Source organism: Pseudomonas sp. H2_A10 (assembly GCF_054680085.1).
Window position 1 is genome coordinate 3,250,411 of the sequence record NZ_CP162821.1, and the last position, 26,530, is coordinate 3,276,940.

A 26,530-nucleotide genomic window follows, 5' to 3' on the forward strand; every position below is an offset into this window, starting at 1 on the left:
TTCAAACGCTGCCCATGGACCTGTTTCGAAGTGACCCGATTGCCCAGCCCCTGGCCGCACGCTTGCGCTCGACCAACCTGGATGAGTACGTCGGTCAGGAACACCTGCTCGCTCGCGGCAAGCCTTTGCGCGAAGCCCTGGAGCAGGGTGCGCTGCATTCGATGATTTTCTGGGGGCCGCCGGGCGTGGGTAAAACCACCCTGGCGCGGCTGCTGGCGAAAGTGTCGGATGCGCACTTCGAAACGGTCTCGGCGGTGCTGACCGGGGTCAAGGAGATCCGCCAGGCGGTCGAGGTGGCCAAGCAGCAGGCAGGCCAGTACGGCAAGCGCACGATTCTGTTCGTCGACGAAGTGCATCGCTTCAACAAGTCGCAGCAGGACGCGTTTTTGCCCTATGTGGAAGACGGCACGCTGATCTTTATCGGCGCCACCACCGAAAACCCCTCGTTCGAACTCAACAACGCATTGCTTTCGCGGGCGCGGGTCTATGTGCTCAAAAGCTTGGATGAAGCGGCGATGCAAAAGCTGCTGCAGCGCGCCTTGAGCGAAGACAAGGGCCTGGGCAAGCGCCAACTGAGTCTTAGTGACGAAGGTTTCAAGATCCTGCTCAGCGCCGCTGATGGCGATGGGCGGCGCTTTCTCAACCTGCTGGAGAACGCCTCCGACCTGGCCGAAGACGGCACCGAGATCGGTGTCGACCTGCTGCAAAGCCTGCTCGGCGACACCCGCCGCCGTTTCGACAAGGGCGGCGAAGCTTTTTACGACCAGATTTCGGCGCTGCATAAATCGGTGCGCGGCTCCAATCCGGACGGCGCGCTGTACTGGTTTGCGCGCATGATCGACGGCGGTTGCGACCCGCTGTACCTCGCGCGTCGCGTGGTGCGCATGGCCAGCGAAGACATTGGCAACGCCGACCCGCGCGCGCTGAGCCTGTGCCTCGCCGCATGGGATGTGCAGGAGCGCCTGGGCAGCCCGGAAGGCGAGCTGGCGGTGGCCCAGGCCATTACATATCTGGCCTGCGCGCCAAAAAGCAATGCGGTGTACATGGGCTTCAAATCGGCCCTGCGTGCGGCCGCCGAGTACGGCTCGCTTGAGGTCCCGCTGCATTTGCGCAATGCGCCGACCAAACTGATGAAGCAACTGGGCTACGGTGATGAGTACCGCTACGCCCACGATGAACCGGACGCCTATGCCGCCGGTGAAGACTACTTTCCCGACGAGCTTGAGCCATTGCCGCTTTACCAGCCTGTGCCCCGCGGCCTGGAGCTGAAAATCGGTGAAAAGCTCAATCACCTCGCCAGCCTCGATCGTTTAAGCCCCAGACAGCGGAGAAAGTCATGATTCCTTTGGTGGTTGCAGTCTCCGCAGGGGGGATCGCAGGTACACTGCTTCGCTTTGCAACGGGTAATTGGGTGACCGCCCATTGGCCGAAGCACTTCTATACCGCGACGCTGGCCGTTAATATCGTGGGCTGTCTGCTGATCGGCATTTTATATGGCCTGTTTTTAGTGCGCCCCGAGGTACCTGTCGAGGTGCGCGCCGGGTTGATGGTCGGCTTTCTTGGCGGCCTGACGACCTTTTCATCTTTTTCACTGGATACCGTGCGCCTGCTGGAAAGTGGGCAGGTGCCGCTGGCAATCGGCTATGCGGCCATCAGCGTATTCGGCGGGCTGCTCGCCACCTGGGCTGGCCTGTCCTTGACCAAACTTTGATAAACGAGAGACCGACATGCTCGATTCCAAACTGTTACGTAGCAACCTTCAGGACGTAGCGGACCGCCTGGCATCCCGTGGCTTTGCCCTGGACGTCGCGCGCATCGAAGCGCTGGAAGAACAGCGCAAGACCGTCCAGACCCGCACCGAAGCACTGCAGGCTGAGCGTAACGCGCGTTCCAAATCCATCGGTCAGGCCAAACAGCGTGGCGAAGACATCGCGCCGTTGATGGCGGACGTCGAGCGCATGGGCACCGAGCTGTCCGACGGCAAGGTCGAGCTGGACAAGATCCAGTCCGAGCTGGACCAGATCCTGCTGGGTATTCCTAACCTGCCACATGAGTCCGTGCCGGTCGGCGAAGACGAAGACGGTAACGTTGAAGTGCGTCGCTGGGGCACGCCAAAAGCCTTTGATTTCGAGATCAAGGACCACGTCGCCCTGGGCGAACTGACCGGTGGACTGGATTTCGAAACCGCCGCGAAAATGTCCGGTGCGCGCTTTTCGTTGCTGCGCGGCCCGATTGCGCGCATGCACCGTGCCCTGGCGCAGTTCATGATCAACCTGCACACCGGCGAGCATGGCTACGAAGAGGCCTACACCCCGTACCTGGTTCAGGCGCCGGCGCTGATGGGCACCAGCCAGTTGCCGAAGTTCGAGGAAGAGCTGTTCAAGATCAGCCGCGACGGCGAAGCCGATCTGTACCTGATCCCGACGGCCGAAGTGTCGCTGACCAATATCGTGGCCGGCGAGATCCTCGACGCCAAGCAACTGCCGATCAAGTTTGTCGCCCACAGCCCGTGCTTTCGCAGTGAAGCCGGCGCGTCCGGGCGTGACACGCGCGGCATGATCCGCCAGCACCAGTTCGACAAGGTCGAGATGGTGCAGGTGGTCGAGCCGTCGACCTCGATGCAGGCCCTGGAAAACCTCACCGCCAATGCCGAGCGCGTCCTGCAACTGCTGGAGCTGCCGTACCGCGTGCTGGCACTGTGCACCGGCGACATGGGCTTCAGCGCCGTGAAGACCTACGACCTCGAAGTATGGGTGCCGAGCCAGGACAAGTATCGCGAGATCTCGTCGTGCTCCAACTGCGGTGATTTCCAGGCCCGTCGCATGCAGGCGCGTTTCCGCAACCCTGAAACCGGCAAGCCGGAACTGGTACACACCCTTAACGGCTCCGGTCTGGCAGTAGGCCGTACCCTGGTCGCCGTGCTGGAAAACTACCAGCAGGTCGACGGTTCGATCCGTGTGCCGCAGGTGCTCCAGCCGTACATGGCGGGCGTCGAGGTCATCCGCTAAATGGAATTTCTGCCGCTGTTTCATAACCTGCGCGGCAGTCGCGTGCTGGTGGTCGGTGGTGGGGAGATTGCCTTGCGCAAATCCCGGCTGCTGGCCGACGCCGGTGCCGTGCTGCGAGTGGTTGCTCCCCAGATCGAAGACCAGTTGCGTGAGCTGGTGCTGGGCAGTGGCGGGGAACTGATTTTGCGCGGTTATCAGGAGGCCGACCTCGACGGTTGCACCCTGATCATCGCCGCGACCGACGACGAGCCCCTGAATGCGCAAGTCTCCAGCGAGGCCAAGCGTCGTTGCGTACCGGTCAATGTGGTGGACGCGCCGGCCCTGTGCAGCGTGATTTTCCCGGCGATCGTCGACCGCTCGCCGTTGGTGATTGCAGTGTCCAGCGGCGGCGATGCGCCAGTGCTGGCACGCTTGATCCGCGCCAAACTGGAAACCTGGATTCCGTCCACTTACGGCCAATTGGCCGGGTTGGCGGCGCGTTTTCGAGCCCAGGTCAAGGGGCTGTATCCGGACGTGCAGCAGCGCCGTGCGTTCTGGGAAGAAGTGTTCCAGGGCCCGATTGCCGACCGCCAGTTGGCCGGGCAGGGCGACGAGGCCGAGCGCCTGTTGATCGACAAAGTCAACGGCGCACCGCCGCACGCGCCGGGTGAAGTCTACCTGGTGGGCGCGGGCCCCGGTGATCCGGACCTGCTGACCTTCCGTGCGCTGCGCCTGATGCAGCAGGCTGATGTGGTGCTGTACGACCGTCTGGTGGCCCCGGCGATTCTTGAGCTATGCCGACGTGATGCCGAGCGTGTGTACGTCGGCAAGCGTCGCGCGGACCATGCCGTGCCGCAGGACCAGATCAACCAGCAACTGGTGGATTTGGCCAGGCAGGGCAAGCGCGTGCTGCGCCTCAAGGGCGGCGACCCGTTTATTTTTGGGCGCGGTGGCGAAGAGATCGAGGAACTGGCGGCCCACGGCATCCCGTTCCAGGTGGTGCCGGGCATTACGGCCGCCAGCGGCTGCGCGGCGTATGCCGGGATTCCGCTGACCCACCGTGACTATGCGCAGTCGGTACGCTTTATCACCGGTCACCTGAAGAACGGTACTTCGGATCTGCCTTGGCAGGACCTGGTCGGGCCCTCACAAACGCTGGTGTTCTACATGGGCTTGATTGGCTTGCCGATCATCTGTGAGCAGTTGATCAAGCATGGACGCGCCGCCGATACCCCGGCGGCGTTGATCCAGCAGGGCACCACGTCCAACCAGCGCGTGTTCACCGGCACCCTGGCGGACTTGCCTCGCATGGTGGCGGAGCATGAAGTGCATGCGCCGACACTGGTGATCGTGGGTGAGGTGGTGGTATTGCGCGAGAAACTGAAGTGGTTTGAAGGCGCTCAGTCCCAGGTGTGAGGCTTAAAAGCATCGGGAGCAAGCCACCTCCCACCTTTGGAACGCATTCCAGGTGTGGGAGGTGGCTTGCTCCCGATGCGGCCATCCATCACACCCTATCTTTTGGATCAGCTCCAAACCCCTGAACCCACCAGCCGCGCCCGATCATGCTTGCCCTCAAACCGCTGCAACGGCCCTTTCGGCACAATTGCCGTCGGATTGATCGTCCGATGGCTGGCGTAGTAATGCCCCTTGATGTGCTCGAAATCCACGGTCTCGGCCACGCCAGGCCACTGGTACATCTCCCGCAGCCAATTGGACAGGTTCGAAGAGTCCGCGATCCGCCGCAGATTGCATTTGAAGTGGCTGTAATACACCGCATCAAAGCGAATCAGCGTGGTAAACAAGCGCACGTCAGCCTCGGTCAGGTGTTCGCCGGCCAGGTAACGATGGTCGTCCAGGTGCCGTTCCAGATGATCCAACTCGGCAAACACATCATCAAACGCGCTTTCATACGCTTGCTGTGATGTGGCGAAGCCTGCGCGATATACGCCGTTGTTTACGGCCGGGTAGATGCGTTCGTTCAACGAATCGATGGTTGCGCGCAGCGGCTGGGGATAGAAATCCAGCGTGTTGCCGGTCAGCCCGTTGAACGCGCTGTTGAACATGCGAATGATCTCGGCGGATTCATTGCTCACAATGCGCTTGAGCTGCTTGTCCCACAGCACGGGCACGGTGACGCGGCCGGTGTAGTCGGCCGTGTCGGCGGTGTAGCGCTGGTGCATATAGGTAAAGTCGTCGAGGGCATCGCCGGTGGAACCGTGAGCCTTATCGAACGTCCAGCCGTTTTCCAGCATCAGCCAACTGACCACGGACACGTCGATCAAGCTTTCCAGGCCCTTGAGCTTGCGCATGATCAGCGTGCGGTGGGCCCAAGGGCACGCCAAGGACACGTAGAGGTGATAGCGACCGGCCTCGGCCTTGAAGCCACCTTCGCCGCTCGGGCCAGGCTGGCCATCGGCGGTCACCCAGTGGCGGCGCTGGGCCTGTTCGCGCTGGAAGGCGCCGTCCGCGCTACTTTCGTACCACTGGTCTTTCCAGTGTCCTTCGATCAGCAAACCCATGATTGGCTCCTCAACTAATAAGCGTTGGAGCCCAGTCTAAAGGGATGAGTTCGAACTAAAAGCGCAAAGACTGCGGGTGAATAATCGATTAAATCGATCTGTCCCGTGCATCCCAGTACTGCCGGGCCAATTCGAACGCCTGTTCCCGTGATTGCCCCAGGCCACGCAAGGCCAGTGCCATGGTGGCGGTCAGCGCCAGTTGCGGGTAGCTGTCCTCGACGTCGCCACGCCACAGCGCTTTCAGATGCTCGGGTTCCAGGGTCGCCGGTTTGACGTGGCGCTGGGCGGAGAGGGCGGGCCATTCTTCATCCCAGCTTGCGCCGCCGGTGGTGCCGTAGAGGTGGCTGGCCGTGTCCGGGTTGATCTCGATTTCGCCGCCGTCACCCTTCACCACAATCACGTTGTCGCCAAGCAGGCCGCTGGCATCGCGGTGAACGCCCTGATAACCCGGATGGAAAATACTTTGCAGGCCGCAGCGCGCATTCAGCGGGTTGAGCAGGCGCGCCAGGGAGTGGATCGGCGAGCGCAGGCCCAGGGTGTTGCGCAGGTCGATCATGCGTTGCAACTGCGGCGCCCAGTCGCCCAGCGGGATAAATGCCAGGTTGCCTTGCTCGTAGGCACTTTCGACCTGCTGCCAATTGCGGCACAGCGGGATCTGCAGGGTGTGCAGCAATTGCTCGGTGTACAACCGGCCGGCCGTATGAGCGCCGCCGCCGTGCATGAGAATGCGCACGCCGTTGTGTGCCAGGCATTTGGCCGCCAGCAGGAACCACGGCAGATGGCGTTTTTTACCGGCGTAGGTCGGCCAGTCGATAGCCACATTCAGCGCGGGTGCGTTCAAGCGTTCGCGCACGGCTTCGGTGAAACCGGCGAGCTCTTCCGGGCTTTCTTCCTTGTGGCGCAGCAGCATGAGGAAGGCGCCGAGCTGGGTGTCTTCGACTTTTTCGTCGAGCAGCATGCCCATGGCTTCGCGAGCTTCCTCGCGGGTGAGGTTGCGCGCGCCGCGCTTGCCTTTGCCCAGGATGCGCACGAACTGCGCAAACGGGTGCTCGGCCGGTGTTTCAAGAGTGAGTGGGGCAAAGTCGGTCATAAGCAATTCGTCGGCCGGGGCAGGCCCGCCAGCTTGGCGGCGAGTTTGGCGGGAGTGCCATTGAACAGTTTGTTGAGATGCAGGCTGTTGCCCTTTTCCGGGCCCAGCTTCAGGGCGGTGTACTTGATCAGCGGGCGGGTGGCCGGGGACAGCTGGTACTCGGCATAAAACCCGCGCAGCAGTTCAAGGATTTCCCAGTGGGCCGGGGTCAGTTCCAGGTGTTCGGCGGCGGCCAGGGCATGGGCCACCTCGTGAGACCAATCGTTCAGGTCGACGAGATAGCCGTCCTTGTCCAGTTCGAGGCGGCGCCCGCCCAGGGTCAGGGTGTTCATAGCCAGGTGTTGACCTTGTCGTAGTCGATCGACAGTTGCACGAAACCTGGGTAGTCCACGCTGTCGGCCCAGTCCGGCAGCGGCAGATTGCGCGCCTGCATGTCTTCGGCCAGCACGAACACCTTCACGCCTTTGATTTGCAGGGCCGGAGTGTGCAGCCCATAGGCGCCGTCGCCGCAGAGCAGGATCGCGTCTTTGCTGCCACACACGCGCAGGCAACTGTCGAGTCGGCTATCGGTGAATGGAGAGTGAGACACCACATGTAAAGTCGACATCAGAGGGTAATCACCTGGTCGTAACGGTCAATCAGTTGGGCGATTGCGTCGTTGCTCAACGGTTGCGCATCGGTGGGACGGGTAAGGCCGCGGGCGGCCAGGCTATGGCGGCAGGCGAACACGTCGTCAATGCCGAACAGCCCCAATGCCTGCAGGTTAGCGCTGAGGTCTTTTTGCTGCACGGCCTTGGCGTTCTGGTGCGGTGCCAACTGGAACACGCCATCGTCCATAAACAGCAGGCCGATGGGCAGATCAAACGCGCCACCGGCCAACACGATATCCAGCGCCTCGCGCGCGCTCGGCCCGGACCACGGCGCCTGGCGACTGATCACCAATAAGGATTTGGACATGTCACGGCCCTCCAAAACAGATCAGGCGGTCGGCAGCCTGGATCGCATCATGCAACTGCCCCAGGCCCGACAGCGCCCACGGCGCGTCCAGGTTGATCGCGCTGCGTTGATAGCGCGTGGCCTCTTCGCTGTTGAGCACGCCACGGCGCAACGCGGCGGCGATGCACACCACGCCGTCGAGCTGGTGTTGGCTGACGAACTCACGCCATTGTCGGGCAATGTCTTGCTCATCCTGGGGCGCAACGATGGTGTTGGATGCGCTGTACACGCCATCCTGATAAAAAAACAGCCGCACAATCTCGTGGCCGCCGGCCAGCGCCGCCTGGGCGAACAGCAAGGCGCGGCGCGAGGAGGGTGCGTGGGCCGCGGAATACAAGGCAATCGCAAACTTCATGGAACACTCGGCAAGCAAACGTGAGCCAATGATAAAGCCGCCGCCGCGAAAAAGCCCGCCGTGATCAAAACGGTCACTGCCGGTGACTGTTCCGGCGATTGCCGGTAGGGCCAAGGCTGCCTAGTCTGTGGTCAGTCGAATCGCAAATGGAGTTCCTATGTCAGGTCCCTTGGCGTCCCTCAAAGTGTTGGATTTTTCTACCTTGCTGCCCGGCCCGTTCGCATCGTTGATGCTCGCGGACATGGGCGCCGAGGTGCTGCGTATCGAATCGCCCACGCGTATGGACCTGTTGCGTGTGCTGCCGCCCCATGACCGGGGCACGTCGGCGGGCCATGCCTACCTCAACCGCAATAAGCGCAGCCTGGCGCTGGACCTCAAGCAGCCCGAAGCGCTGGAGATCGTGCGCGCGCTGGTCACAGGCTACGACATCGTGCTGGAACAGTTTCGCCCCGGCGTGATGGAGCGCCTGGGCCTGGGGTATGAGGCGTTGAAGGCGATCAACCCGAGGTTGATCTATGTGTCGATCACCGGCTATGGCCAGACCGGCCCCTATAAGGATCGTGCCGGCCACGATATCAACTACCTGGCCCTGGCGGGGCTGGCCAGCCACACCGGGCGCCAGGGCAGCGGGCCGTTGCCGTTGGGCGTGCAACTGGCGGACGTGGGCGGCGGTTCTTTGCACGCGGTGGTGGGGTTGTTGGCGGCGGTGATCGCCCGACAGCAGAGCGGGGTGGGGCAATACCTGGATGTGAGCATGACCGACTGCTCATTCAGCCTCAACGCTATGGCGGGTGCGGGTTACCTGGCGTGCGGAGTAGAGCCTGGGTGGGAAAAACACGCGCTCAATGGGGGCAGCTTCTACGATTACTACCGATCCCGCGATGGCCGCTGGATGTCGGTCGGCAGCCTGGAGCCGGCGTTTATGCAGCAGTTATGCATGGCGTTAGGGCGGCCCGAGTTGGCTGCGTGGGGCCTGGACCCGGAGCGACAACCGGCGCTGAAACAGGCGTTGCAGGTGGAATTCGAGACGCGCAGTTTTGACGAACTGTGTGTGCTGTTTGCCGAGCTGGATGCGTGTGTGGAGCCCGTGTTGAGTTTCGCCGAGGCGGCGGAACATCCCCAATTGAAAGCGCGCGAACTGGTGAGCCAAGTACCCCGGGGCGATGGCTCGACACAGGCGCAACTGGCCTGCCCGCTGAAGTTTTCCGAGGGGTTGCCGGCGCCTCGGCATATGGGTGTCGCGGTGGGTGCGCACAGTGATGAGGTGTTGGCGCAGTTGGGGCTGAGTGCTCAGCGCATAGCCGAACTGCGGCACGCCAAGGTGGTTGGGTGACTGATCTGGCGCTATCGGGGGCTTGCTCCCGATAAGGTCCCTATTCCACCCGGGTTTCCCCGGTAAACACCAGGGTCTGCCGACACCGCCTGCACAAATACCGCCGCCCCTGGCCCACCATTCCATGGCGCTGCGGCGAAAATGGAAAGTCGCTGTCGGCACACGGGCAACGGTAGATGTAGCGCGTCACCTGGCGGCGTTTCACGGCATAGGTGTGACAACGGTCCGGCGGCAGTTCGTAGACCCCACGCATGATCAATTGCCATTCCTCGCCATGGGGCTGGATGCGTTCGCCGAATAATTGGTGAGCGATCAGGTGCGCCACTTCGTGGGCTACGGTCTGCTTCAGGAAATGTTGGCTGTTTTCACGGTACAGCTGTGGGTTGAAGCGCAGCAGGTTCTCGTGCAAATGCGCGACACCGGCTTTTTGGCCCCGCAGCTTGAGGCTGACCTGGGGGCGTTTGAAGCTTCGTTTGAAAAAGAATTCGGCTTGCAGGAAACACTCTTCGACGCGGGTATTGAGTTGCTCGGGCATGCTGTACCTATCTCCAGAGAGGCCCAGTATGCCGCACAACCGTGTGTTTCCGAATCTGTCAGGCGCCGAATGGTCGTGCATCACGCACAAAGCCACCTTGCGGTGGCTTTGCCTTGGGGGTTGTCGGGTCAGTTGGTATAAATCGGGCCTACGCCCAGGCCCCAGACGATCACGGTGAACGCCATGATCGCTACCAGCACCACAGAGGCCTACAGCCAGCACCGAGCTGGAAAACAGAAAGCCTTCGTCCGGATCGATGTTCATGAAGGTCGGCAACCCTACATACAGCAGGTACACCGTGTAGCAGATCGCCGCCGTGCCCACGACCATGCCCAGCCACATATGCGGGTACAGCGCGGCCAGCCCGCCGATAAACAGTGGCGTGGCGGTGTAGGTGGCAAAGGCCACGCAGCGCGCCATGCTGGGGCTGGCATCATAGGTGCGCGCCATCCAATGAATGAAGGCGCCCATCACCGCCACGCCGCCGAGCATGGCCGCGTACGACATGATGGTCATCCATAACGCGCTTTCCTGGGTCAGCATCACCGGCGCGCGGTTGCCGATGACCCAGCCGACCTGGGTGGTGCCGATAAACGCTGAAATCGCGGGGATCGCCGCGAGAATCAGGGTGTGAGTGAAGTACATGTGGCCGATGCTTTCTTCTTTATCGCCACGGATTTCCCGCCATTCCTGGTCGGGATGGGTAAACAGCCCCACGACGTGATGGATCATGCCAGTCACTCCTGTCGTTATTACCATCGCCCCCCATCGGAGCGCCCACGGGCCAAATGGCCTGAAAGGTCTGGATATGTGTGCGACCTCATGTCGCAGTATAGGAAGGTATGACCGGAATGACTGTAGGGCCTTTAGAGCAAATCGCGCTGTAAATACCGGGCGTAATCGCGCCGAGGTCTGTGGCAGGCATGCATTTTAATGGGGGAGGTAGCTTGCTCCCGATGGCAGTGGGTCGGTTAATAAACAGGCGCCCGATATAACGCGTCGGGAGCAAACCCCCGCCCACCATGGAACTCGGTCGTTCATGAAGGTAAAATGCTGCGCTTTTCGTCACACACCTTTAGCGGATCCAAGCGCAATGGGCACTCTCACGGTCAACCAGAACAAACTGCAAAAACGCCTGCGCCGCCTGGCCGGTGAAGCAGTCGCCGATTTTAATATGATCGAGGATGGCGACAAGGTCATGGTTTGCCTCTCTGGCGGTAAAGACAGCTACACCATGCTCGACGTGCTGTTGCACCTGCAAAAGGTCGCGCCGATCAAGTTCGAGATCGTCGCCGTCAACATGGACCAGAAACAACCGGGCTTTCCCGAGCATGTGCTGCCGGCCTATCTGAAAGCACTGGGCATCGAGTACCACATCGTCGAAAAAGACACGTATTCGGTGGTCAAGGAGCTTATTCCGGAAGGCAAGACCACCTGCTCGCTGTGCTCGCGCCTGCGCCGTGGCACGCTCTATACGTTTGCCGACGAAATCGGCGCGACCAAGATGGCCCTGGGTCATCACCGTGACGATATCGTCGAGACCTTCTTCCTGAATATGTTCTTCAACGGCTCGCTCAAGGCCATGCCGCCCAAGCTGCGTGCCGACGACGGACGCAATGTGGTGATTCGCCCACTGGCGTATTGCAACGAGAAGGACATCCAGGCCTACTCCGACCTCAAGCAGTTCCCGATCATCCCGTGCAACCTGTGTGGCTCCCAGGAAAACCTGCAGCGCCAGGTGGTCAAGGAGATGCTGCTGGATTGGGAAAGCAAGACGCCAGGCCGTACCGACAGTATCTTTCGCAGCCTGCAGAACGTGATCCCGTCGCAGTTGGCCGACCGCAACCTGTTCGACTTCACCAGCCTGAAAATTGATGAGACCGCAGCGTCGCGTTTCGTCAATGTTGTGAACCTCTAACGTTTTTCAACGCTCTGAAAGACGGCGCTCACAGGCGCCGTTTTCATTTTCTATCCCCAGGAGAGGGCATGCGCGATTACAAGTGGCTGCACGAATATTGTCTGAACCGCTTTGGTTCAGCGGCCGAGTTGGACGCCCATCTGCCTGTACCCAAGACCCCTGCGCAATTGCGCAGGATCAGTGATGACCGCTATCTGTCTACCCTGGCTTTGCGGGTATTCCGTGCGGGCTTGAAGCACAGCGTGGTGGACGCCAAATGGCCGGCGTTCGAGCAGGTGTTTTTCGGTTTCGACCCGGAAAAAGTCGTGCTGATGGGGGCCGAGCACCTTGAGCGCCTGATGCAGGACACGCGGATCATCCGGCACCTGGGCAAGCTCAAGAGCGTACCGCGCAACGCGCAGATGATCCTCGACATTGAGCAGGAGAAGGGCAGCTTCGGTGCGTTTATCGCCGACTGGCCGGTGACCGACATCGTCGGGTTGTGGAAGTACCTGAGCAAACACGGCCATCAACTGGGCGGGCTGTCGGCGCCGCGTTTCTTGCGCATGGTCGGCAAGGACACGTTCGTGCCGAGCTATGACGTAGTGGCGGCCCTGAACGCACAGAAAATCGTCGACAAGGCCCCCACCAGTCTGCGCGATTTGGCAGCGGTGCAGGGCGCGTTCAACCAGTGGCACGCCGAGAGTGGGCGGCCGATGTGCCAGTTGTCGATGATGCTGGCGTATACGGTGAATCACTGAGGCTCAGGTGAGGCTGCCGCCAGCCGCCGGTTCAACTGATGCCGCCAGCGTACGTACAGCAGCGCCGTACAAAACACCGCCAGACTCGCCAGCATCTCCAGCACCCCGAACCCCTGCCGGTTCGGGTCATAGGCCGCCAGCGCGCCCTTGATGAAATACAGGTTCACCACAAAGCACATCCACGAATGCCCTCGTGCGCTGCCGACCAAGATCCCCGGCGCCAGCACCAGCAGTGGCACCAGTTCGATCAGCAGGATCACCCACGGCCGTGCGCCATGCAGGTCGGCCACAAACAGGTAATACACGCACAACAACCCCACCAGGGCGAAGAACGCCAGCAGGCTCAGCGCCCGAGCAACCTTGACACGCGGCTCCAGCCACGCCTGGGGCGGCAGAACCTTAGGTTTTCTGGCCACGGCCGTTCTCCAGCAGCGTGGCGGTGGTGGCCAGGCGCAGGCCCAAGGCCCGGCACAGCGCGATTTCATGTTGATCGAGCAGGCGCTTGCCGTCTGGCCCGGAATGGTGGCTGGCGCCATACGGCGTGCCGCCGCCTTGGGTGTCGAGCAAGGCTTGTTCGCTGTAGGGCAGGCCGGTAATCAGCATGCCGTGGTGCAACAACGGCAACAGCATCGACATCAGTGTGGTTTCCTGGCCGCCGTGCAGGCTGGCGGTGGACGTAAACACCCCGGCCGGCTTGCCGACCAGCGCGCCGGTGAGCCACAGGTTGCTGGTGCCGTCGAGGAAGTACTTGAGCGGCGCGGCCATGTTGCCGAAACGTGTCGGGCTGCCCAGGGCCAGGCCCGAGCAGTGCTTGAGGTCGTCGAGGCTCGCATACAACGCGCCTTCGTCCGGAATGCTCGGCGCCACGGCTTCACACTCGGTGGAGATCGCCGGCACGGTACGCAGGCGCGCTTCCATCCCGCCTTGCTCGATGCCCCGGGCGATTTGCCGGGCCATTTCACTGACCGAGCCGTTGCGGCTGTAATACAACACCAGCACGTACGCAGTGGTCACGGCAGAATCTCCAGCAGGTTTTCCGGTGGGCGGCCAATGACGGCCTTGTCGGCGGTTTCCAGGATCGGGCGTTCCATCAACTTGGGGTGCGCGGCGATAGCGGCGATCAGTTGCGCTTCGCTGAGGCTGGCGTCGGCCAGGTTGAGGCTTTTGTATTCGTCTTCGCCAGTGCGCAGCAATTGGCGCGCGTTGAGCCCGAGCTTGGCGAGCAGGGCCTTGATTTGCGCGGCGTTCAGTGGGGTTTCCAGGTAGCGCACGACGGTGGGAGTGAGGCCGCGCGCTTCGAGCAGTTCGAGCGCACCGCGGGATTTCGAGCAGCGCGGGTTGTGATAAAGCGTCAGATCGGTCATGTGCGGGTCGCATCTTGCGTAAGGTGGCGAGTATTCTACCCGCGCGGCGCCCCGTCCTTAAACCGTAAGAGGCGATAGCTCGCAGCCAACGTTCATTTTTGCGAAGGATTACCCCATGACAAGTCGACTGATCGGTGCATTGGCGATCATTACAACCCTGCTGCTCAGCGGCTGCGGGAATGACTACGGTGTTGACCAGTACGGTCAGAAAGTCGCGGCCCAACGTTTGGACAAGCAATGGCTGGTGGTCAACTACTGGGCGGAGTGGTGTGGCCCGTGCCGCACGGAAATCCCTGAACTCAACGCCCTGGCCGAACAGCTCAAGGCGCAGAACGTGGGGGTGTTCGGGGTCAACTTCGACAATGTGCAGGGGGAAGAGCTGAAGGCGGCCAGCGACAAACTGGGCATCAAGTTCACCGTACTGGCGCAGAACCCGGAAGGGATCTTTGATATTCCGCGCAGCGAAGCACTGCCGGTCACCTACATCATCGATGACAAAGGCAAGGTGCGTGAGCAGCTGATGGGTGAGCAGACGGCGCAGGGCGTACTGGCCAAGCTCAAGGCCTTGCGCGGTTAAAGCAACACCTCAAATCAAATGTGGGAGGAGCGAGCCCCTCCCACATTTGGATCTCGATCCAGTCACGGAGTCAGGATCAGCCTTCTTCAAGCCACAAGCGAATCGGCTTGCCCTCGGCCGGCCAGAACCGTGTCTGTTCGATCGGCGAGATGTCCCAGCGCTGCACGCCCCGCAGGGCCTGGAAGAAGCGGTTTTCCTGCTCCATCAAGGCTTCGCCGCACAGCTTGCGGGTGCTGCCCAGCGTGCCGAAGGTGAGCGTGTTGCCGTCCAGGGTGTACGGTGCAAACCAGTGGTTGCAACCGCCATTGCCATAGGCGCGACCATCGGCGCCGAGGGTCACGGTCAGGTGCGCGTAATCCATCAATGGCCGCTCACCGATCCACTCCACCACGTAGCTGTGGTCTTGCTTGAGTCTTACCCCGTCACCGGCGCAGCCATTCAGGGCCGCCCCGATGGCGGCGAGCAGCAGCAAGCGTTTCATTGCGCAGCCTGCTGGCATTTCGGGCAGCGGTGCTTGTCGCCTTCGCTGGTCCAGCCCAGTTCTTTGATACGCGCGTTGGCGGCGGGTTGCAGCGGCTCTTTGGTCAGCTTGGTTTCCACCGCGAATTCAAACTCCAGCACGCTGTCGCAGCTGTCGCAGTTGACCTTCCAGGTGTGAATTTCCAATTCGCCGAATTTGGGCCCCTGAGCCATGGCGACCCATTGGCCGGCCGGGCGGATGGAGTAGCGCGCATCGCCTTCGACGGTCAGGCGCATCGACAGGGTTTTACTGCCGCGCAGGGTGACGATCAGTACGTCGCCATGCTTGATCGAACCACCGTTGCCGGTGACTTGGTAACGGCCCGGCACCAGGGCGCGGCATTCGATCAGGGTGTGTTGCGGGCTCAGCAAGCTGAAGCGGAAATCGTGTTCGGCCATGGATCCTCCAAATAGGCGCGGCATCCTATCACGGGTGCCGGCCTATCATGAGCCTGGTATGTGACCGCTGATCATCCCTCCACGCGGTTTTGTACCTTGCCGCCGGCCCATGCGGCAATGTTGCTCAGCGTGGTGCCGGCAATCGCCGCCAGCGCTTCGCGGGTAAGGAACGCCTGGTGCGCGGTGATGATCACGTTGGGGAAGGTGAGCAGGCGCGCGAGCACGTCATCTTGCAAGGGCAGGTCGGAGCGATCCTCGAAAAACAACTGGGCTTCTTCTTCGTAGACATCCAGCCCCAGGTAGCCGAGTTGGCCGTCCTTGAGCGCGTCGACCAGCGCCGGGGTGTCCACCAGCCCACCGCGGCCGGTGTTGATCAGCATGGCGCCGGGCTGCATCTGCGCCAGCGAACCTGCGTTGATCAGGTGTTTGCTGTCGGCGGTCAGAGGGCAATGCAGGCTGATGATTTGGGCCTCGGTCATCAGCTCGGGCAGGCTGACATAGCGCGCGCCCAGGGCTTGGACCTGTGGGTTGGGGAAGGGGTCGTAGGCCAGCAATGTGCAGCCGAACCCGGCCATGATCTTGGCGAAGGTCGCGCCGATCTGGCCGGTGCCGACCACGCCGACGGTCTTGCCCACCAGGTCGAAACCGGTCAGGCCGTGCAGGCTGAAGTCGCCGTCGCGGGTGCGGTTGTAGGCGCGGTGCAGGCGGCGGTTGAGGGCGAGGATCAGCGCCACCGCGTGTTCGGCCACGGCGTGGGGCGAGTAGGCCGGTACGCGCACGATGGTCAGGCCCAGGCGTTTGGCGGCGGCCAGATCGACATGGTTATAGCCCGCCGAGCGCAGCGCGATGAGCCCGGTGCCGCCCCGGGCCAGGTGCTCCAGCACCGGGGCGCTGAGGTCGTCGTTGATAAAGGCGCAGACCACTTCGTGGTGTTCGGCCAGGGCCACGGTGTCGAGGTTGAGCCGGGCCGGCTGGAATTGCAGTTCCAGGCCCGCCGGCAAGGGTTCGCCGAGAAAACTGTCGCGGTCGTAGGTTTGGCTGCTGAAAAGAATCACGCGCATCAAAGGCGTCCTTATTGATAAGTTCAGGCGCTGATCCGCGCTTCACTGGCCAGCCGGGCGATGGCCATTTCCAATTCGTCCAGCGCGCTCATGGCCTTGGCATCGTCCTGTTTGAGCAGGGTTTCGGCACGTTGGCAGGCGGCGCGCAGTTGCGGCACGCCACAGTAGCGGGTGGCGCCGTGCAGGCGGTGGACGCGTTCGATCAGGGCAAGGTTGTCACTGGCGTCGCGGGCGACGTTGATGGCCTCGCGATCGGCTTCCAGCGAGGCCAGCAACATGGCGAGCATATCCGCCGCCAGGTCAGCCTTGCCGGCGGCCAGGCGCAACCCTTCCTCATGGTCCAGCACCGGCAGTTGCACGCCCGGGCCGAGGCCTTCCGTGGCGCGCTCCGGCCCTTGATTACGCAGGGCCAGGCCCGTCCATTTCAGCACCACCTGCGCCAGTTGCCGTTCGCTGATGGGTTTGGTCAGGTAATCGTCCATGCCGCTTTGCAGCAAGGCCCGTTTTTCATTGGCCATGGCGTGGGCCGTCAAGGCGACTACCGGTAATGGCGTGCCGTGGCGTTCGCTTTCCCACTGGCGAATCGCCTCGGTGCTTTGGCGTCCGTCCATGCCGGGCATTTGCACGTCCATCAACACCAGGTCGTAGGTGTCCTGTTTTACCGCGTCGACCGCTGCATAGCCGCTTTCTACCGCGCGCACCTTCGCGCCCATGTCTTCAAGCAGTGTTTGCACCAGCAGCAAGTTCGCCGGGTTGTCGTCCACACACAGCACGCGCGGCGCACGGCTGGCCAGCGGCTCGCCCGGTTCGTTGCGCGACGGGCGCGGGCTGATCAGGTCGGCCAGCGCCCGGCGCAGCTTGCGGGTGCACGCCGGCTTGGCCTGCAACTGGCTATTGGGGTTGGGCACCGATTGGTTGAACAGCATCTGTTCGGTGGTCGGGCACAGGATCAGCACTTTGCAGCCCAGGTGCTCCAAGTCCCACAGATGTTGGTTGAGGCGCTCGGGCGGAATGTCGTTGGCGGTCACGCCGAGCACTGCCAGGTCAATGGCCTGCTCGGTCTGATGGGCGCTGGTGATGCCGTTGGTCAGGCTTTCCAGGGTATTGAACGGCGTGACTTCAAGGCCGCAGTCTTCCAACTGATGCTGTAAGGCCTGGCGTGCCAGCTCATGGTTTTCCAGCACGGCCACGCGATGGCCCAGCAGCGGCGCGCAAGGCAGGTCTTCGACATCATCGCGGGTCTTGGGCAGGCTCAGGCTGATCCAGAACTCCGAGCCTTCGCCCGGCGTACTGTCGACGCCGATTTCACCGCCCATCTGTTCGATCAAACGCTTGGAAATCACCAGGCCCAGCCCGGTGCCGCCCGGCTGGCGCGACAGCGAGTTGTCGGCCTGGCTGAATGCCTGGAACAGCGCGCGCACGTCCTGGCTGGACAGGCCGATGCCCGTGTCCTGCACGCTGATGCGCAGTTGTACGCTGTCTTCCTGTTGGTCCTCGATCATCGCGCGGGCCACGATAGTGCCCTCGCGGGTGAACTTGATCGCATTGCTGATCAGGTTGGTGAGGATCTGCTTGAGCCGCAGCGGGTCGCCCACCAAGGCCAGCGGCGTGTCGCGGTAGACCAGGCTCACCAGTTCCAACTGCTTGGCGTGCGCGGCGGGGGCGAGGATGGTCAGGGTGTCTTGCAACAAATCGCGCAGGTTGAACGGGATGCTGTCGAGCACCAGCTTGCCGGCCTCGATCTTCGAGAAGTCGAGGATCTCGTTGATGATGCCTAGCAGGTTATCGGCGGATTTTTCGATGGTGCCCAGGTAGTCGAGTTGGCGCGGTGTGAGTTCGCTTTTTTGCAGCAAGTGGGTAAAGCCCAGGATGCCGTTGAGCGGTGTGCGGATTTCGTGGCTCATATTGGCCAGGAACTCCGATTTGATACGGCTGGCCTCCAGGGCCTCCTTGCGTGCCAGGTCCAGCTCGATGTTTTGGATTTCGATGGTTTCCAGGTTCTGGCGCACGTCTTCGGTGGCCTGGTCGACGCTGTGTTGCAGTTCTTCCCGGGCGTTTTGCAGGGTTTCGGCCATGCGGTTGATGCCCGAAGCGAGTTGATCCAGCTCCTGGCTGCCCAAGGCGGGCAAGCGGGTTTCCAGGTTGCCGTCCTTGAGTTGAGCCACGGCTTGTTTGATCAAGCCAAGCGGCGAGTTGATGGTGCGGCTGATACGCAACGCCAGGGCCGCGGTAAAAATCAGGCCGATGGCAATCAGCAACAGGCTGGCGAACAGGCTGCGATAGCCGCGCAGCAACATGCCGTTATGGGACAGCTCCACCTCGACCCAGCCCAGCAGGCGGTCGGCCTCATCGGGAATCCAGTCGCCCGCCAGGTTGCGGTGGCGGCCAAATACCGGCATGAGATAGCGAGTGGCGTCGTTGCCGGTGCGCTGCAACAGATGCGCACTGTTGCCGACCGGCGGCTGGTTGAGCATGGTCGGGCCGGCGTGGGCGAGGGGCGCGCGGTCTGGCGCAAGGAAGGACACGGCGCGTACGTCCGGTTGTTCCAGCGATTGGGTGGCGATGCGCTCCAGCAGGTCGGTGTTTTTGCTGCTCAAGGCAGGCGCCACCAGGGGCGCCAATTGCTCGGCGATCATTTCGCCACGTTGCAGCAGTTGGGTCTGCAACTCCGAGAGCTGCATCCAGGTGAAATACCCGCCCAACAGCAAGGCCATCAGGCTGGTCGGTAATAAGGTCAGCAACAGTACGCGGCCTTTTATCCCCATTCTTCTAAGCACGCCACTCTCCTGCTACGACACTGATATCAATCTTCCGCGCCGGCATCCGGCCCGCGCCACCTGCGCAGTGTAGCCATTTGCACGGGGTGGAATCTTGCAAATTAACGACCGAGCGCAATCTTCGGGCACTCGGTGCCCGGCAGCGATTGCCTGCGGCGGGGTAATCTTGAATAATCAGCGATTGAGAATGACTTGCAGACGCTAATGAATCCCGCAGCCGTTGGCCTACCCAGTATCCTGACCATTGAAGATGACCCTGTGCTGGGCGCGTATGTGCACGAGCACCTTGGGCGCTGCGGCTTTCAGGTGACGTGGTGCCAAAACGGCCAACAAGGCCTGGAGATGGCACGCGCGCAGGCTTTCGACGTGGTGTTGATGGATATCCTGCTGCCGGGGCTGGATGGCTTGTCGGTCCTCACCCATTTGCGCCGCAGTCATTCGATCCCGGTGATCCTTATGTCGGCCCTGGGCGCCGAGGCCGACCGCATCAGCGGTTTTCGCCTGGGGGCCGATGATTACCTGCCCAAACCCTTCAGCATGGTCGAGCTGCGCGTGCGCATCGAGGCCATCCTGCGTCGGGTGGCCCTGGATCGCCGCCCCGCGCCGACCCTGGCACCGCTACGTGAGGATGCGCACAGCCTGCGTTTGGACGATGAACAGTGGGATGTGTTTTATCAGGAGCGCTGGGCCGGCCTGACCCGCAGCGAATATCGTCTGCTGGAAACCCTGCATCGCAATGCCGAAGAAGTCCTCAGCAAGGCTTTTCTTTATCAACAGGTGCTGCAACGTGGTTATGCACCCCATGACCGCAGCCTCGACATGCATGTCAGCCAGATCCGTCGCAAGCTCAAGGCCATCGGCTATAGCGAGCGCGAAGTGCGCACGGTGTGGGGCAAGGGCTATGTGTTGAGCGGTCATGACGACGGGCTTTAAGGCTTCGCTCAAACGGCTGCCGGGCAAGCACTCGTTATTCTGGAAGCTGGCCTGCCTGTTGATCGCCTTCTGTTTGCTGATGATTTGGCTCAGTTGGTCCTGGGGCCGGTACATGGAGCAACAGAACGCGTACCTGTCCGACGAGGCGAGGGTCACTTTGAGTGGTTATGCCGTCGGCGCCGAACAGGCCTGGAACCGTGACGGCAACGCCGGCGTTGACGCGTGGTTGCAGGCGATGCGCCAGCGTGAAAGCACCTGGGTGGGCGTGATCGGCAATGACTTGCAGTCGTTGAGCAGCTATCCACTGAGCGACACCGAAAGCCAGCGCCTGACATTCCTGCGCGGCCTGGATTGGCCGGTGAGTCGTCACATAAAGGGCTTGCCGTGGTTGAAGATCCCATTTGCGGTCGACCCAGGTGTCGGCTCGCTTGTGATCGAATTGCCGCAGCGCTTTATGCCCGGGCGTTACCAAGTGTTCTGGCGCGTCGTAACCAACGGCGTGATTCCCGGCCTGTTTACCTTGCTGCTGTGCATTGGCTTGTATCGGTTGCTGATCATGCCCCTCAATCAGTTGCGCGAGCAGGTCAATGCCTGGCGTGCCGATCAGTTGAACACGCGGCTGTCCCATGACGCGACCAGTCGCCAGGATGAATTGGGTGAGCTTGGTCGGGCCTTTGACCATATGTCCGAGCGCTTGCAGGGGACGATGGTTTTGCAGCAGCAGTTGCTGCGCGACATGTCCCATGAACTGCGCACGCCATTGAGCCGCCTGCGCGTGGCGTGTGACAGTGAGCAGGACCTGACGCAACTGCGCGACCGGCTGGGGCGGGAGATAGACGCCATGCAACGCCTGGTGGAAGACAGCCTGCAACTGGCTTGGCTGGATGCCGAGCGGGCACCGCTGCCCAAGGAGGATATTCAACTACAGGCCCTGTGGGACATGCTGCGCGAGAACGCGTGTTACGAAAGTGATTGGCCTGCGTCACGCCTGCCGTGCCTATTGGCCACTGACTGTTGGGTGCGGGGCAACCTGAATGCCCTGGCCCAGGCCCTGGAAAATATCCTGCGCAACGCTATCCGCCATTCCCCGGACGGCGGCGTCGTGTGCCTGGATGGACGGCGCGATGGCGCGTATTGGCACCTGTGGCTGGAAGACCAGGGTGCAGGGATCGATGAGCGGGATCTTGAGCGGATCTTTGCGCCGTTTACTCGCTTGGATGGCTCGCGGCCCGGCCACGGAGGGTTTGGGTTGGGGCTGAGCATTGCACGCAACGCGGTGCAGCGTCAGGACGGCAGCCTATGGGCGGAAAATACCGGCCAAGGCCTGCGGGTGCACCTGCGGTTACCGGCACGCTAGGCGTCAACCGCGACGCTGCTTGCGTTTCTTCCACTGGTGCGCGACCCACCAGCGCCAGTAACCCATGGTCAGGCAGTAGGCCAGTGCGCCCAGCACCAGCCCCAATACCACGGAGCCGAGGAGGAAGGGCTGCCACAACGTACTCAACTGGCCGCTGATCCATTCCCAGGTCAGGTCATCGGGCAGGCTGCGCGGCGGTACATTCATCAGCCAGGCGCCGGTCATATAGGTGCAGATAAACACTACCGGCATGGTGATCGGGTTGGTCAGCCAGACCAGGCTGATCGCGATGGGCATATTGCCACGTACCGTAATCGCCAATATTGCCGCCAGTAACATCTGCAACGGAATCGGGATAAACGCCGCGAACAGCCCCACTGCCATGGCGCGCGCCACTGAGTGCCGGTTCAGGTGCCAGAGGTTAGGGTCATGCAGCAACGTACCCAGAAACTGTAATGACTTGTGTTCCCTGATACTGGTGGGGTCGGGCATGTACCGTTTGAATAAGCGCCGGGGCATAAGGGGTCCAGGTCAGTTCGAGGGGCAAGTATGCGCGCATTCTATAAACAGAAAATTCAGACTTTGTGACAAAACATCATTGGGCGCGCTGAACCCCCCGCTATGACTGAATGGGTCACTTGAAAAGGATGATCCATGAAAACAGGGATGTTTACGTTGGCGCTGGGGCTACTTGCCTTACGTTTCCTGCCGGCGCTGCCGTCAGTGGGGTGGCTTATAGCCATGTTGGTGTTGGCGTTGATGTTGCTGCCTTTTCGCACCTTTGCACTGGCGTTTTTCCTGCTGGGGCTGAGCTGGGCGTGCATCAGCGCGCAGTGGGCATTGAATGATCGCCTGCAGCCTGCGCTCGATGGTCAGACGCGTTGGCTCGAAGGGCGTGTGATCGGCTTGCCGCAGCAGACCGCTACGGGAGTGCGTTTCGACTTGGCCGACAGCCGGTCGCGCAATGCGCGGCTACCTTCGCGTATCCGGGTGTCCTGGCACGGCGGGCCAGCGGTGCGCAGCGGGGAGCGCTGGCGCCTGGCGGTGACACTCAGGCGACCGTCGGGGCTGCTTAATTTTCACGGGTTTGATCATGAAGCCTGGCTGCTGGCCCAACGCATCGGTGCCACCGGGTCGGTCAAGGACGGCGAACGCCTGACGCCGGCGCGCCATGCCTGGCGCGACACGGTGCGCCAACGCCTGCTGGCGGTGGATGCCCAGGGGCGCGAAGCCGGTCTGGCGGCGTTGGTGCTGGGAGATGGTTCCGGGCTGGAGGCCAAGGACTGGCAGGTGTTGCAGGATACCGGCACGGTGCATTTGCTGGTGATTTCCGGCCAACACATCGGCTTGCTGGCAGGGTTGATCTACGGGCTGGTCGCGCTGCTTGCGCGCTACGGTTGCTGGCCCCGCGCCTGGCCATGGCTGCCGTGGGCGTGCGGCCTGGCATTTGCGGCGGCACTGGGCTATGGCGTGTTGGCGGGGTTCGGCGTGCCGGTGCAGCGGGCCTGCGTCATGGTGGGGTTGGTGTTGTTGTGGCGTTTGCGCTTTCGTCATCTGGGGTTCTGGTGGCCGCTGTTGCTGGCGCTGGTCGCGGTGCTGATCCTTGAACCATTGGCCAGCCTGCAAGCCGGGTTCTGGTTGTCCTTTGCGGCCGTCGCTGTGCTGGTGCTGGCATTCGGGGGCCGCCTGGGGCCTTGGAGTGTCTGGCAGGCCTGGACGCGACCGCAATGTTTGATTGCCATCGGTTTGTTTCCGGCGCTGCTGGTGTTGGGGTTGCCGATCAGCGTCAGTGCGCCGCTGGCCAATTTGGTGGCTGTGCCGTGGATCAGCTTGGTGGTGTTGCCTCTGGCGTTGCTGGGGAGCGTGCTGTTAGGAGTGCCCCTTGCAGGAGAGTGGCTGCTGTGGCTGGCGGGTGGGGCGCTGGATGGGTTGTTCAGAGGTTTGGCATGGCTTGCGGGGCACGTGCCTGCGTGGATACCGGCTGAGGTGCCCCTGGTTTGTTGGTGGGTGAGCCTGGCGGGCGCGGTGCTGTTGCTGCTGCCCAAGGGCGTACCGTTTCGGGTGTTGGGTTGGCCGATGCTGCTGTTGGCGGTATTTCCCCCGCGCGAGCAGGTACCCCATGGACGGGTGGACGTGTTGCAGTTGGATGTGGGGCAGGGGCAGGCGTTGATCCTGCGCACGCGCCATCACACCTTGCTCTACGATGCGGGCCCGCGCTCGGGGGCGATGGACCTGGGCGCGCGCGTGGTGGTGCCGGCATTGAAAAAGCTTGGTGTAGGTGCGTTGGACATGATGCTGCTCAGTCATGCCGATGCCGACCACGCCGGTGGCGCGGCGGCCGTGGCCCGCGCACTGCCGGTCAAGCGTGTCGTGGGCGGCGAAACCGGGGGGCTACCGGCATTGCTCGACACCCAACCCTGTAGCAGCGGCGAGCAGTGGACCTGGGACGGCGTGATCTTCGAACTTTGGCAATGGCCTGATGCCACTGCCGGAAACCCCAAATCCTGCGTGTTGCAGGTGCAGGCCAATGGTGAGCGGTTACTGCTGACGGGGGATATCGATCGTGCCGCTGAGCGGGCGTTTCTCGACTCTCCCTTGGCGCTGCGCACCGATTGGCTGCAAGCCCCTCACCATGGCAGCCGCAGTTCATCGTCGTGGCCTTTTCTTCAGCGGCTGGCGCCTGGGTCGGTGTTGATTTCCCGGGGGCGTGGCAACGCGTTCGGTCATCCTCACCAGCAGGTCATGCAGCGCTATAAGGCCTTGGGCAGTCGGGTATACGACAGCGCCGAACAGGGGGCCGTGCGCCTGCAATTGGGGGCCTTCGCACCCCCGGTTGTTGCGCGCGGTCAACGCCGTTTCTGGCGTGAAGCGTTACCCTGATCCAGCGTTAACCGGCGCTGGAGCCTGCGACAGGCGGCGCCATGGCCGACAGACCCCGCTGCCAAACCTATATGGTAAAGTGGCGCACTTTTTCGAGGGGACATTCACTGTGTGGGAATTGGTCAAATCCGGCGGCTGGATGATGTTGCCGATCATCTTGAGTTCCGTCGCCGCACTCGGCATCGTTGCCGAACGCCTGTGGACTCTGCGCGCCAGCCGCGTCACCCCCGAGCATCTGCTGGGGCAGGTCTGGGGCTGGATCAAGAACAAGCAGTTGGACAAGGAAAAACTCAAGGCCCTGCGCGCCGACTCGCCGCTGGGTGAAATCCTCGCAGCGGGCCTGGCCAACTCCAAGCATGGCCGCGAGATCATGAAGGAATGCATCGAAGAGGCCGCCGCCCGGGTTATCCATGAGCTGGAGCGCTACATCAACGCCCTCGGCACCATCGCCGCCATGGCCCCGCTGCTCGGTTTGCTGGGTACGGTACTGGGCATGATCGATATTTTCAGCTCGTTCATGGGTTCGGGCATGAGTACCAACGCCGCTGTGCTGGCCGGTGGTATTTCCAAGGCGCTGATCACCACGGCGGCGGGCCTGATGGTCGGTATTCCTTCGGTGTTTTTCCATCGTTTCCTGCAACGGCGCATCGATGAACTGGTGGTCGGCATGGAGCAGGAAGCCATCAAGTTGGTGGAAGTGGTTCAGGGCGACCGTGACGTGGACCTCGTCGGGGGCACAGCGTGAAATTTCGCCGCAAGCAACGGGAAAACGTTGATATCAACCTCGCGTCGCTGATCGACGTGGTGTTTATCCTGCTGCTGTTTTTTGTCGTCACCACCACCTTCACCCGGCAGACCGAGCTGCGTGTCGACTTGCCGGAAGCGGTGAGCGGTTCGCCGGCCGAAGACCAGGAGGTCAAGCAGATTGACATCGCCATCAGCGCCGACGGCGTGTTCTCGGTGAATAACCAGGTGCTGGAGAAAAACGACCTCGCCAGCCTGATGGTCGCCTTGGAAAAAGAGTCCGGGGGCGATACCAAGATGCCGTTGTCCATCAGTGCCGATGGCAAGACCCAGCATCAGGCCGTGATCACCGCGATGGATGCCGCCGGCAAGCTGGGTTTCAGCCACCTGCGCATGAGCACCGTCGAGGCGGCGAGCCAACCCTGATGGCCATGTCCGATCGTTTGCTCAAGACCTGGTACGAGGGGCATCCGGCGCTCACCCTGTTGCGGCCGCTGGAGTCACTGTATCGCCGTATTGTGGCGCGCAAGCGCGCGCGGTTCGTGGCGGGCGAGGGCGATATTTATCAGTCGCCGGTGCCGGTGGTGGTGGTCGGTAACATTACCGTGGGGGGCACCGGCAAGACGCCGTTGATCCTGTGGTTGATCGAACACTGCCGGCGCAGCGGCGTACGCGTGGGCGTGGTGAGCCGTGGGTATGGTGCCAAGCCGCCGCGCTTGCCGTGGCGCGTCGAGGCCAGCCACAGCGCCGACGTGGCGGGGGATGAACCTTTGCTGATCGTACAGCGTTGCGGCGTGCCCTTGATGATCGACCCCGACCGCAGTCGCGCGGTCAAGGCACTGCTGGCCAGCGAACCTCTCGACCTGATCCTCTCTGATGACGGCCTACAGCACTACCGTCTGGCTCGCGACCTGGAGTTGGTGCTGATCGATGCCGCCCGTGGCCTGGGCAACCGCCATTGCCTGCCGGCCGGGCCATTGCGCGAGCCGGTGGAGCGTTTGCAGAGTGTGGATGCGCTGCTTTATAACGGCGCCGGCTCAGATCGCGACGATGGTTTTGCCTTTCGCCTGCAGCCCAGCGCGCTGATCAACCTGCAGACCGGCGAGCGCCGCTGCGTCGAGCACTTCGCTCCGGGCCAGCGGGTGCATGCGGTCGCCGGTATCGGCAACCCGCAACGTTTCTTCAACACCCTTGAAACGCTACACTGGCAACCCATCCCCCATGCGTTTGCCGACCATGCGCCGTACAGCGCCGAGGTCCTGAATTTTACGCCGTCGCTGCCGCTGGTCATGACCGAAAAAGACGCGGTCAAGTGCCGCGCCTTTGCCCGGCCCGACTGGTGGTACCTTGCGGTGGATGCGTTGCCGTCGCCGGCGTTCGTCGCCTGGTTCGACACGCAACTGATGCGCCTGCTGCCTGACCGACTCTTGCCTTAAAACGCTTCTT

The 26,530-nt window shown here is 62.2% G+C and carries 29 protein-coding genes and 1 pseudogene; 14 read left to right on the forward strand and 16 right to left on the reverse strand.

All coding sequences use genetic code 11. The features are described 5' to 3' along the window. Positions 1-14 precede the first annotated feature (14 nt). Genes AB4O23_RS15085 through cysG form a run of 4 tightly spaced genes read left to right on the forward strand, consistent with a single transcriptional unit; the run spans position 15 to position 4,403 of the window. Complete coding sequence (locus AB4O23_RS15085) at positions 15-1,340, forward strand: replication-associated recombination protein A (protein WP_460150183.1); 1,326 nt, start codon at positions 15-17, stop codon at positions 1,338-1,340. Beyond that, complete coding sequence (crcB, locus tag AB4O23_RS15090; protein ID WP_248079473.1) at positions 1,337-1,711, forward strand: fluoride efflux transporter CrcB; 375 nt, start codon at positions 1,337-1,339, stop codon at positions 1,709-1,711. The genes AB4O23_RS15085 and crcB overlap by 4 nt, the downstream gene beginning before the upstream one ends. A gap of 16 nt (positions 1,712-1,727) precedes the next feature. Then, positions 1,728-3,008, forward strand: a complete 1,281-nt coding sequence (gene serS, locus AB4O23_RS15095; RefSeq protein WP_460150185.1) for a serine--tRNA ligase — start codon at positions 1,728-1,730, stop codon at positions 3,006-3,008. After that, complete coding sequence (cysG, locus tag AB4O23_RS15100) at positions 3,009-4,403, forward strand: siroheme synthase CysG (protein ID WP_017527199.1); 1,395 nt, start codon at positions 3,009-3,011, stop codon at positions 4,401-4,403. 107 nt (positions 4,404-4,510) lie between these two features. Here cysG and AB4O23_RS15105 read toward each other — a convergent pair whose 3' ends face one another. From AB4O23_RS15105 to tusD, 6 genes are all read right to left on the reverse strand, one after another. After that, entirely contained in the window at positions 4,511-5,506 is a 996-nt protein-coding gene (locus tag AB4O23_RS15105; protein ID WP_065877418.1) for a glutathione S-transferase family protein, read from the reverse strand. Between the two features lie 88 nt (positions 5,507-5,594). Then, the gene (locus AB4O23_RS15110; protein WP_065877416.1) at positions 5,595-6,596 is read right to left on the reverse strand and encodes a glycosyl transferase family protein; all 1,002 of its coding nucleotides are present in this window, start codon (positions 6,594-6,596) and stop codon (positions 5,595-5,597) included. Continuing rightward, the gene (locus AB4O23_RS15115; RefSeq protein ID WP_068937039.1) at positions 6,593-6,928 is read right to left on the reverse strand and encodes a TusE/DsrC/DsvC family sulfur relay protein; all 336 of its coding nucleotides are present in this window, start codon (positions 6,926-6,928) and stop codon (positions 6,593-6,595) included. Before AB4O23_RS15115 ends, AB4O23_RS15110 begins: the two co-directional genes overlap by 4 nt. After that, positions 6,925-7,203, reverse strand: coding sequence for a sulfurtransferase complex subunit TusB (gene tusB, locus AB4O23_RS15120; protein ID WP_017527203.1), 279 nt, complete (start codon positions 7,201-7,203; stop codon positions 6,925-6,927). Before tusB ends, AB4O23_RS15115 begins: the two co-directional genes overlap by 4 nt. Continuing rightward, entirely contained in the window at positions 7,203-7,553 is a 351-nt protein-coding gene (gene tusC / locus AB4O23_RS15125) for a sulfurtransferase complex subunit TusC (protein ID WP_135196788.1), read from the reverse strand. The genes tusB and tusC overlap by 1 nt, the downstream gene beginning before the upstream one ends. A 1-nt stretch (position 7,554) precedes the next feature. After that, complete coding sequence (gene tusD / locus AB4O23_RS15130) at positions 7,555-7,947, reverse strand: sulfurtransferase complex subunit TusD (RefSeq protein ID WP_065877414.1); 393 nt, start codon at positions 7,945-7,947, stop codon at positions 7,555-7,557. 157 nt (positions 7,948-8,104) lie between these two features. Here tusD and AB4O23_RS15135 point away from each other — a divergent pair, with 157 nt between their 5' ends. Next, positions 8,105-9,280 carry a CaiB/BaiF CoA transferase family protein gene (locus tag AB4O23_RS15135; protein ID WP_065877413.1) on the forward strand — a complete coding sequence of 392 codons (1,176 nt, stop codon included), beginning with the start codon at positions 8,105-8,107 and terminating at the stop codon, positions 9,278-9,280. 40 nt (positions 9,281-9,320) lie between these two features. Here AB4O23_RS15135 and AB4O23_RS15140 read toward each other — a convergent pair whose 3' ends face one another. Both AB4O23_RS15140 and AB4O23_RS15145 read right to left on the reverse strand, forming a co-directional pair. Next, entirely contained in the window at positions 9,321-9,815 is a 495-nt protein-coding gene (locus AB4O23_RS15140) for a SprT family zinc-dependent metalloprotease (protein WP_017527207.1), read from the reverse strand. Positions 9,816-9,943: 128 nt separating this feature from the next. Continuing rightward, a pseudogene (locus AB4O23_RS15145) lies at positions 9,944-10,547 on the reverse strand (Yip1 family protein). Positions 10,548-10,908: 361 nt separating this feature from the next. Between AB4O23_RS15145 and ttcA the strand changes: the two are divergent. Next, positions 10,909-11,733, forward strand: a complete 825-nt coding sequence (gene ttcA / locus AB4O23_RS15150; protein WP_017527209.1) for a tRNA 2-thiocytidine(32) synthetase TtcA — start codon at positions 10,909-10,911, stop codon at positions 11,731-11,733. 68 nt (positions 11,734-11,801) lie between these two features. Beyond that, on the forward strand, positions 11,802-12,473 hold the full coding sequence (locus AB4O23_RS15155) for a DNA-3-methyladenine glycosylase I (protein WP_065877411.1): 672 nt from the start codon (positions 11,802-11,804) through the stop codon (positions 12,471-12,473). On the opposite strand, the gene AB4O23_RS15160 is transcribed toward AB4O23_RS15155, so the two are convergent. The 3 genes from AB4O23_RS15160 to arsC are packed head-to-tail and all read right to left on the reverse strand — an operon-like array spanning position 12,467 to position 13,837. Next, on the reverse strand, positions 12,467-12,889 hold the full coding sequence (locus AB4O23_RS15160; RefSeq protein WP_017527211.1) for a DUF2069 domain-containing protein: 423 nt from the start codon (positions 12,887-12,889) through the stop codon (positions 12,467-12,469). The genes AB4O23_RS15155 and AB4O23_RS15160 overlap by 7 nt on opposite strands. Then, positions 12,873-13,430: an NAD(P)H:quinone oxidoreductase gene (gene wrbA / locus AB4O23_RS15165; RefSeq protein ID WP_460063957.1), complete on the reverse strand. Its 558-nt coding sequence runs from the start codon at positions 13,428-13,430 to the stop codon at positions 12,873-12,875. The genes AB4O23_RS15160 and wrbA overlap by 17 nt, the downstream gene beginning before the upstream one ends. 53 nt (positions 13,431-13,483) lie before the next feature. Continuing rightward, on the reverse strand, positions 13,484-13,837 hold the full coding sequence (gene arsC / locus AB4O23_RS15170) for an arsenate reductase (glutaredoxin) (RefSeq protein ID WP_017527213.1): 354 nt from the start codon (positions 13,835-13,837) through the stop codon (positions 13,484-13,486). Positions 13,838-13,952: 115 nt separating this feature from the next. On the opposite strand from arsC, the gene AB4O23_RS15175 reads away from it, so the two are divergent. Next, a complete protein-coding gene (locus tag AB4O23_RS15175) occupies positions 13,953-14,414 on the forward strand; it encodes a TlpA family protein disulfide reductase (RefSeq protein WP_017527214.1) in 462 nt (153 codons plus the stop codon). A 76-nt stretch (positions 14,415-14,490) separates the two neighbouring features. On the opposite strand, the gene AB4O23_RS15180 is transcribed toward AB4O23_RS15175, so the two are convergent. From AB4O23_RS15180 to AB4O23_RS15195, 4 genes are all read right to left on the reverse strand, one after another. After that, the gene (locus AB4O23_RS15180; protein WP_137219759.1) at positions 14,491-14,895 is read right to left on the reverse strand and encodes an META domain-containing protein; all 405 of its coding nucleotides are present in this window, start codon (positions 14,893-14,895) and stop codon (positions 14,491-14,493) included. Then, the gene (locus AB4O23_RS15185; RefSeq protein ID WP_065877407.1) at positions 14,892-15,332 is read right to left on the reverse strand and encodes a hypothetical protein; all 441 of its coding nucleotides are present in this window, start codon (positions 15,330-15,332) and stop codon (positions 14,892-14,894) included. The genes AB4O23_RS15180 and AB4O23_RS15185 overlap by 4 nt, the downstream gene beginning before the upstream one ends. Before the next feature lie 71 nt (positions 15,333-15,403). After that, on the reverse strand, positions 15,404-16,393 hold the full coding sequence (locus AB4O23_RS15190; protein WP_065877405.1) for a 2-hydroxyacid dehydrogenase: 990 nt from the start codon (positions 16,391-16,393) through the stop codon (positions 15,404-15,406). A 23-nt stretch (positions 16,394-16,416) separates the two neighbouring features. After that, positions 16,417-19,170, reverse strand: a complete 2,754-nt coding sequence (locus AB4O23_RS15195; protein WP_065877403.1) for a response regulator — start codon at positions 19,168-19,170, stop codon at positions 16,417-16,419. Between the two features lie 204 nt (positions 19,171-19,374). On the opposite strand from AB4O23_RS15195, the gene AB4O23_RS15200 reads away from it, so the two are divergent. Together AB4O23_RS15200 and AB4O23_RS15205 are read left to right on the forward strand one after the other, a co-directional pair. After that, positions 19,375-20,103 (forward strand): response regulator transcription factor, encoded by a 729-nt coding sequence (locus AB4O23_RS15200; protein WP_065877401.1) that lies wholly within the window; start codon positions 19,375-19,377, stop codon positions 20,101-20,103. Then, positions 20,087-21,460 carry a histidine kinase sensor domain-containing protein gene (locus tag AB4O23_RS15205; protein ID WP_460069565.1) on the forward strand — a complete coding sequence of 458 codons (1,374 nt, stop codon included), beginning with the start codon at positions 20,087-20,089 and terminating at the stop codon, positions 21,458-21,460. The genes AB4O23_RS15200 and AB4O23_RS15205 overlap by 17 nt, the downstream gene beginning before the upstream one ends. 3 nt (positions 21,461-21,463) lie before the next feature. Here AB4O23_RS15205 and AB4O23_RS15210 read toward each other — a convergent pair whose 3' ends face one another. Next, complete coding sequence (locus AB4O23_RS15210; RefSeq protein ID WP_017527221.1) at positions 21,464-21,979, reverse strand: DUF2062 domain-containing protein; 516 nt, start codon at positions 21,977-21,979, stop codon at positions 21,464-21,466. Positions 21,980-22,114: 135 nt separating this feature from the next. Here AB4O23_RS15210 and AB4O23_RS15215 point away from each other — a divergent pair, with 135 nt between their 5' ends. The 4 genes from AB4O23_RS15215 to lpxK all read left to right on the forward strand — a co-directional run bounded on the left by AB4O23_RS15215 (position 22,115) and on the right by lpxK (position 26,520). Beyond that, positions 22,115-24,340: a DNA internalization-related competence protein ComEC/Rec2 gene (locus tag AB4O23_RS15215; RefSeq protein ID WP_460063826.1), complete on the forward strand. Its 2,226-nt coding sequence runs from the start codon at positions 22,115-22,117 to the stop codon at positions 24,338-24,340. A gap of 109 nt (positions 24,341-24,449) precedes the next feature. Then, positions 24,450-25,085, forward strand: coding sequence for a MotA/TolQ/ExbB proton channel family protein (locus AB4O23_RS15220; protein ID WP_017527223.1), 636 nt, complete (start codon positions 24,450-24,452; stop codon positions 25,083-25,085). Beyond that, the gene (locus AB4O23_RS15225; RefSeq protein WP_017527224.1) at positions 25,082-25,510 is read left to right on the forward strand and encodes an ExbD/TolR family protein; all 429 of its coding nucleotides are present in this window, start codon (positions 25,082-25,084) and stop codon (positions 25,508-25,510) included. Before AB4O23_RS15220 ends, AB4O23_RS15225 begins: the two co-directional genes overlap by 4 nt. Continuing rightward, positions 25,510-26,520, forward strand: coding sequence for a tetraacyldisaccharide 4'-kinase (gene lpxK, locus AB4O23_RS15230; protein WP_460150188.1), 1,011 nt, complete (start codon positions 25,510-25,512; stop codon positions 26,518-26,520). The genes AB4O23_RS15225 and lpxK overlap by 1 nt, the downstream gene beginning before the upstream one ends. Positions 26,521-26,530: the final 10 nt, after the last annotated feature.

Bases quoted from the DNA above. Each gene is read 5' to 3' on its own strand.
- ttcA (WP_017527209.1), top strand. From the start codon at position 10,909: ATGGGCACTCTCACGGTCAACCAGAACAAACTGCAAAAACGCCTGCGC.
- crcB (WP_248079473.1), top strand. From the start codon at position 1,337: ATGATTCCTTTGGTGGTTGCAGTCTCCGCAGGGGGGATCGCAGGTACA.
- tusC (WP_135196788.1), bottom strand. From the start codon at position 7,553: ATGTCCAAATCCTTATTGGTGATCAGTCGCCAGGCGCCGTGGTCCGGG.
- tusB (WP_017527203.1), bottom strand. From the start codon at position 7,203: ATGTCGACTTTACATGTGGTGTCTCACTCTCCATTCACCGATAGCCGA.
- AB4O23_RS15175 (WP_017527214.1), top strand. From the start codon at position 13,953: ATGACAAGTCGACTGATCGGTGCATTGGCGATCATTACAACCCTGCTG.
- lpxK (WP_460150188.1), top strand. From the start codon at position 25,510: ATGGCCATGTCCGATCGTTTGCTCAAGACCTGGTACGAGGGGCATCCG.
- tusD (WP_065877414.1), bottom strand. From the start codon at position 7,947: ATGAAGTTTGCGATTGCCTTGTATTCCGCGGCCCACGCACCCTCCTCG.
- AB4O23_RS15190 (WP_065877405.1), bottom strand. From the start codon at position 16,393: ATGCGCGTGATTCTTTTCAGCAGCCAAACCTACGACCGCGACAGTTTT.
- AB4O23_RS15205 (WP_460069565.1), top strand. From the start codon at position 20,087: ATGACGACGGGCTTTAAGGCTTCGCTCAAACGGCTGCCGGGCAAGCAC.
- serS (WP_460150185.1), top strand. From the start codon at position 1,728: ATGCTCGATTCCAAACTGTTACGTAGCAACCTTCAGGACGTAGCGGAC.
- AB4O23_RS15185 (WP_065877407.1), bottom strand. From the start codon at position 15,332: ATGGCCGAACACGATTTCCGCTTCAGCTTGCTGAGCCCGCAACACACC.
- cysG (WP_017527199.1), top strand. From the start codon at position 3,009: ATGGAATTTCTGCCGCTGTTTCATAACCTGCGCGGCAGTCGCGTGCTG.
- AB4O23_RS15180 (WP_137219759.1), bottom strand. From the start codon at position 14,895: ATGAAACGCTTGCTGCTGCTCGCCGCCATCGGGGCGGCCCTGAATGGC.
- wrbA (WP_460063957.1), bottom strand. From the start codon at position 13,430: ATGGCCCGGCAAATCGCCCGGGGCATCGAGCAAGGCGGGATGGAAGCG.
- AB4O23_RS15140 (WP_017527207.1), bottom strand. From the start codon at position 9,815: ATGCCCGAGCAACTCAATACCCGCGTCGAAGAGTGTTTCCTGCAAGCC.
- AB4O23_RS15105 (WP_065877418.1), bottom strand. From the start codon at position 5,506: ATGGGTTTGCTGATCGAAGGACACTGGAAAGACCAGTGGTACGAAAGT.
- AB4O23_RS15110 (WP_065877416.1), bottom strand. From the start codon at position 6,596: ATGACCGACTTTGCCCCACTCACTCTTGAAACACCGGCCGAGCACCCG.
- AB4O23_RS15135 (WP_065877413.1), top strand. From the start codon at position 8,105: ATGTCAGGTCCCTTGGCGTCCCTCAAAGTGTTGGATTTTTCTACCTTG.
- AB4O23_RS15215 (WP_460063826.1), top strand. From the start codon at position 22,115: ATGAAAACAGGGATGTTTACGTTGGCGCTGGGGCTACTTGCCTTACGT.
- AB4O23_RS15210 (WP_017527221.1), bottom strand. From the start codon at position 21,979: ATGCCCCGGCGCTTATTCAAACGGTACATGCCCGACCCCACCAGTATC.
- AB4O23_RS15200 (WP_065877401.1), top strand. From the start codon at position 19,375: ATGAATCCCGCAGCCGTTGGCCTACCCAGTATCCTGACCATTGAAGAT.
- AB4O23_RS15085 (WP_460150183.1), top strand. From the start codon at position 15: ATGGACCTGTTTCGAAGTGACCCGATTGCCCAGCCCCTGGCCGCACGC.
- arsC (WP_017527213.1), bottom strand. From the start codon at position 13,837: ATGACCGATCTGACGCTTTATCACAACCCGCGCTGCTCGAAATCCCGC.
- AB4O23_RS15155 (WP_065877411.1), top strand. From the start codon at position 11,802: ATGCGCGATTACAAGTGGCTGCACGAATATTGTCTGAACCGCTTTGGT.
- AB4O23_RS15115 (WP_068937039.1), bottom strand. From the start codon at position 6,928: ATGAACACCCTGACCCTGGGCGGGCGCCGCCTCGAACTGGACAAGGAC.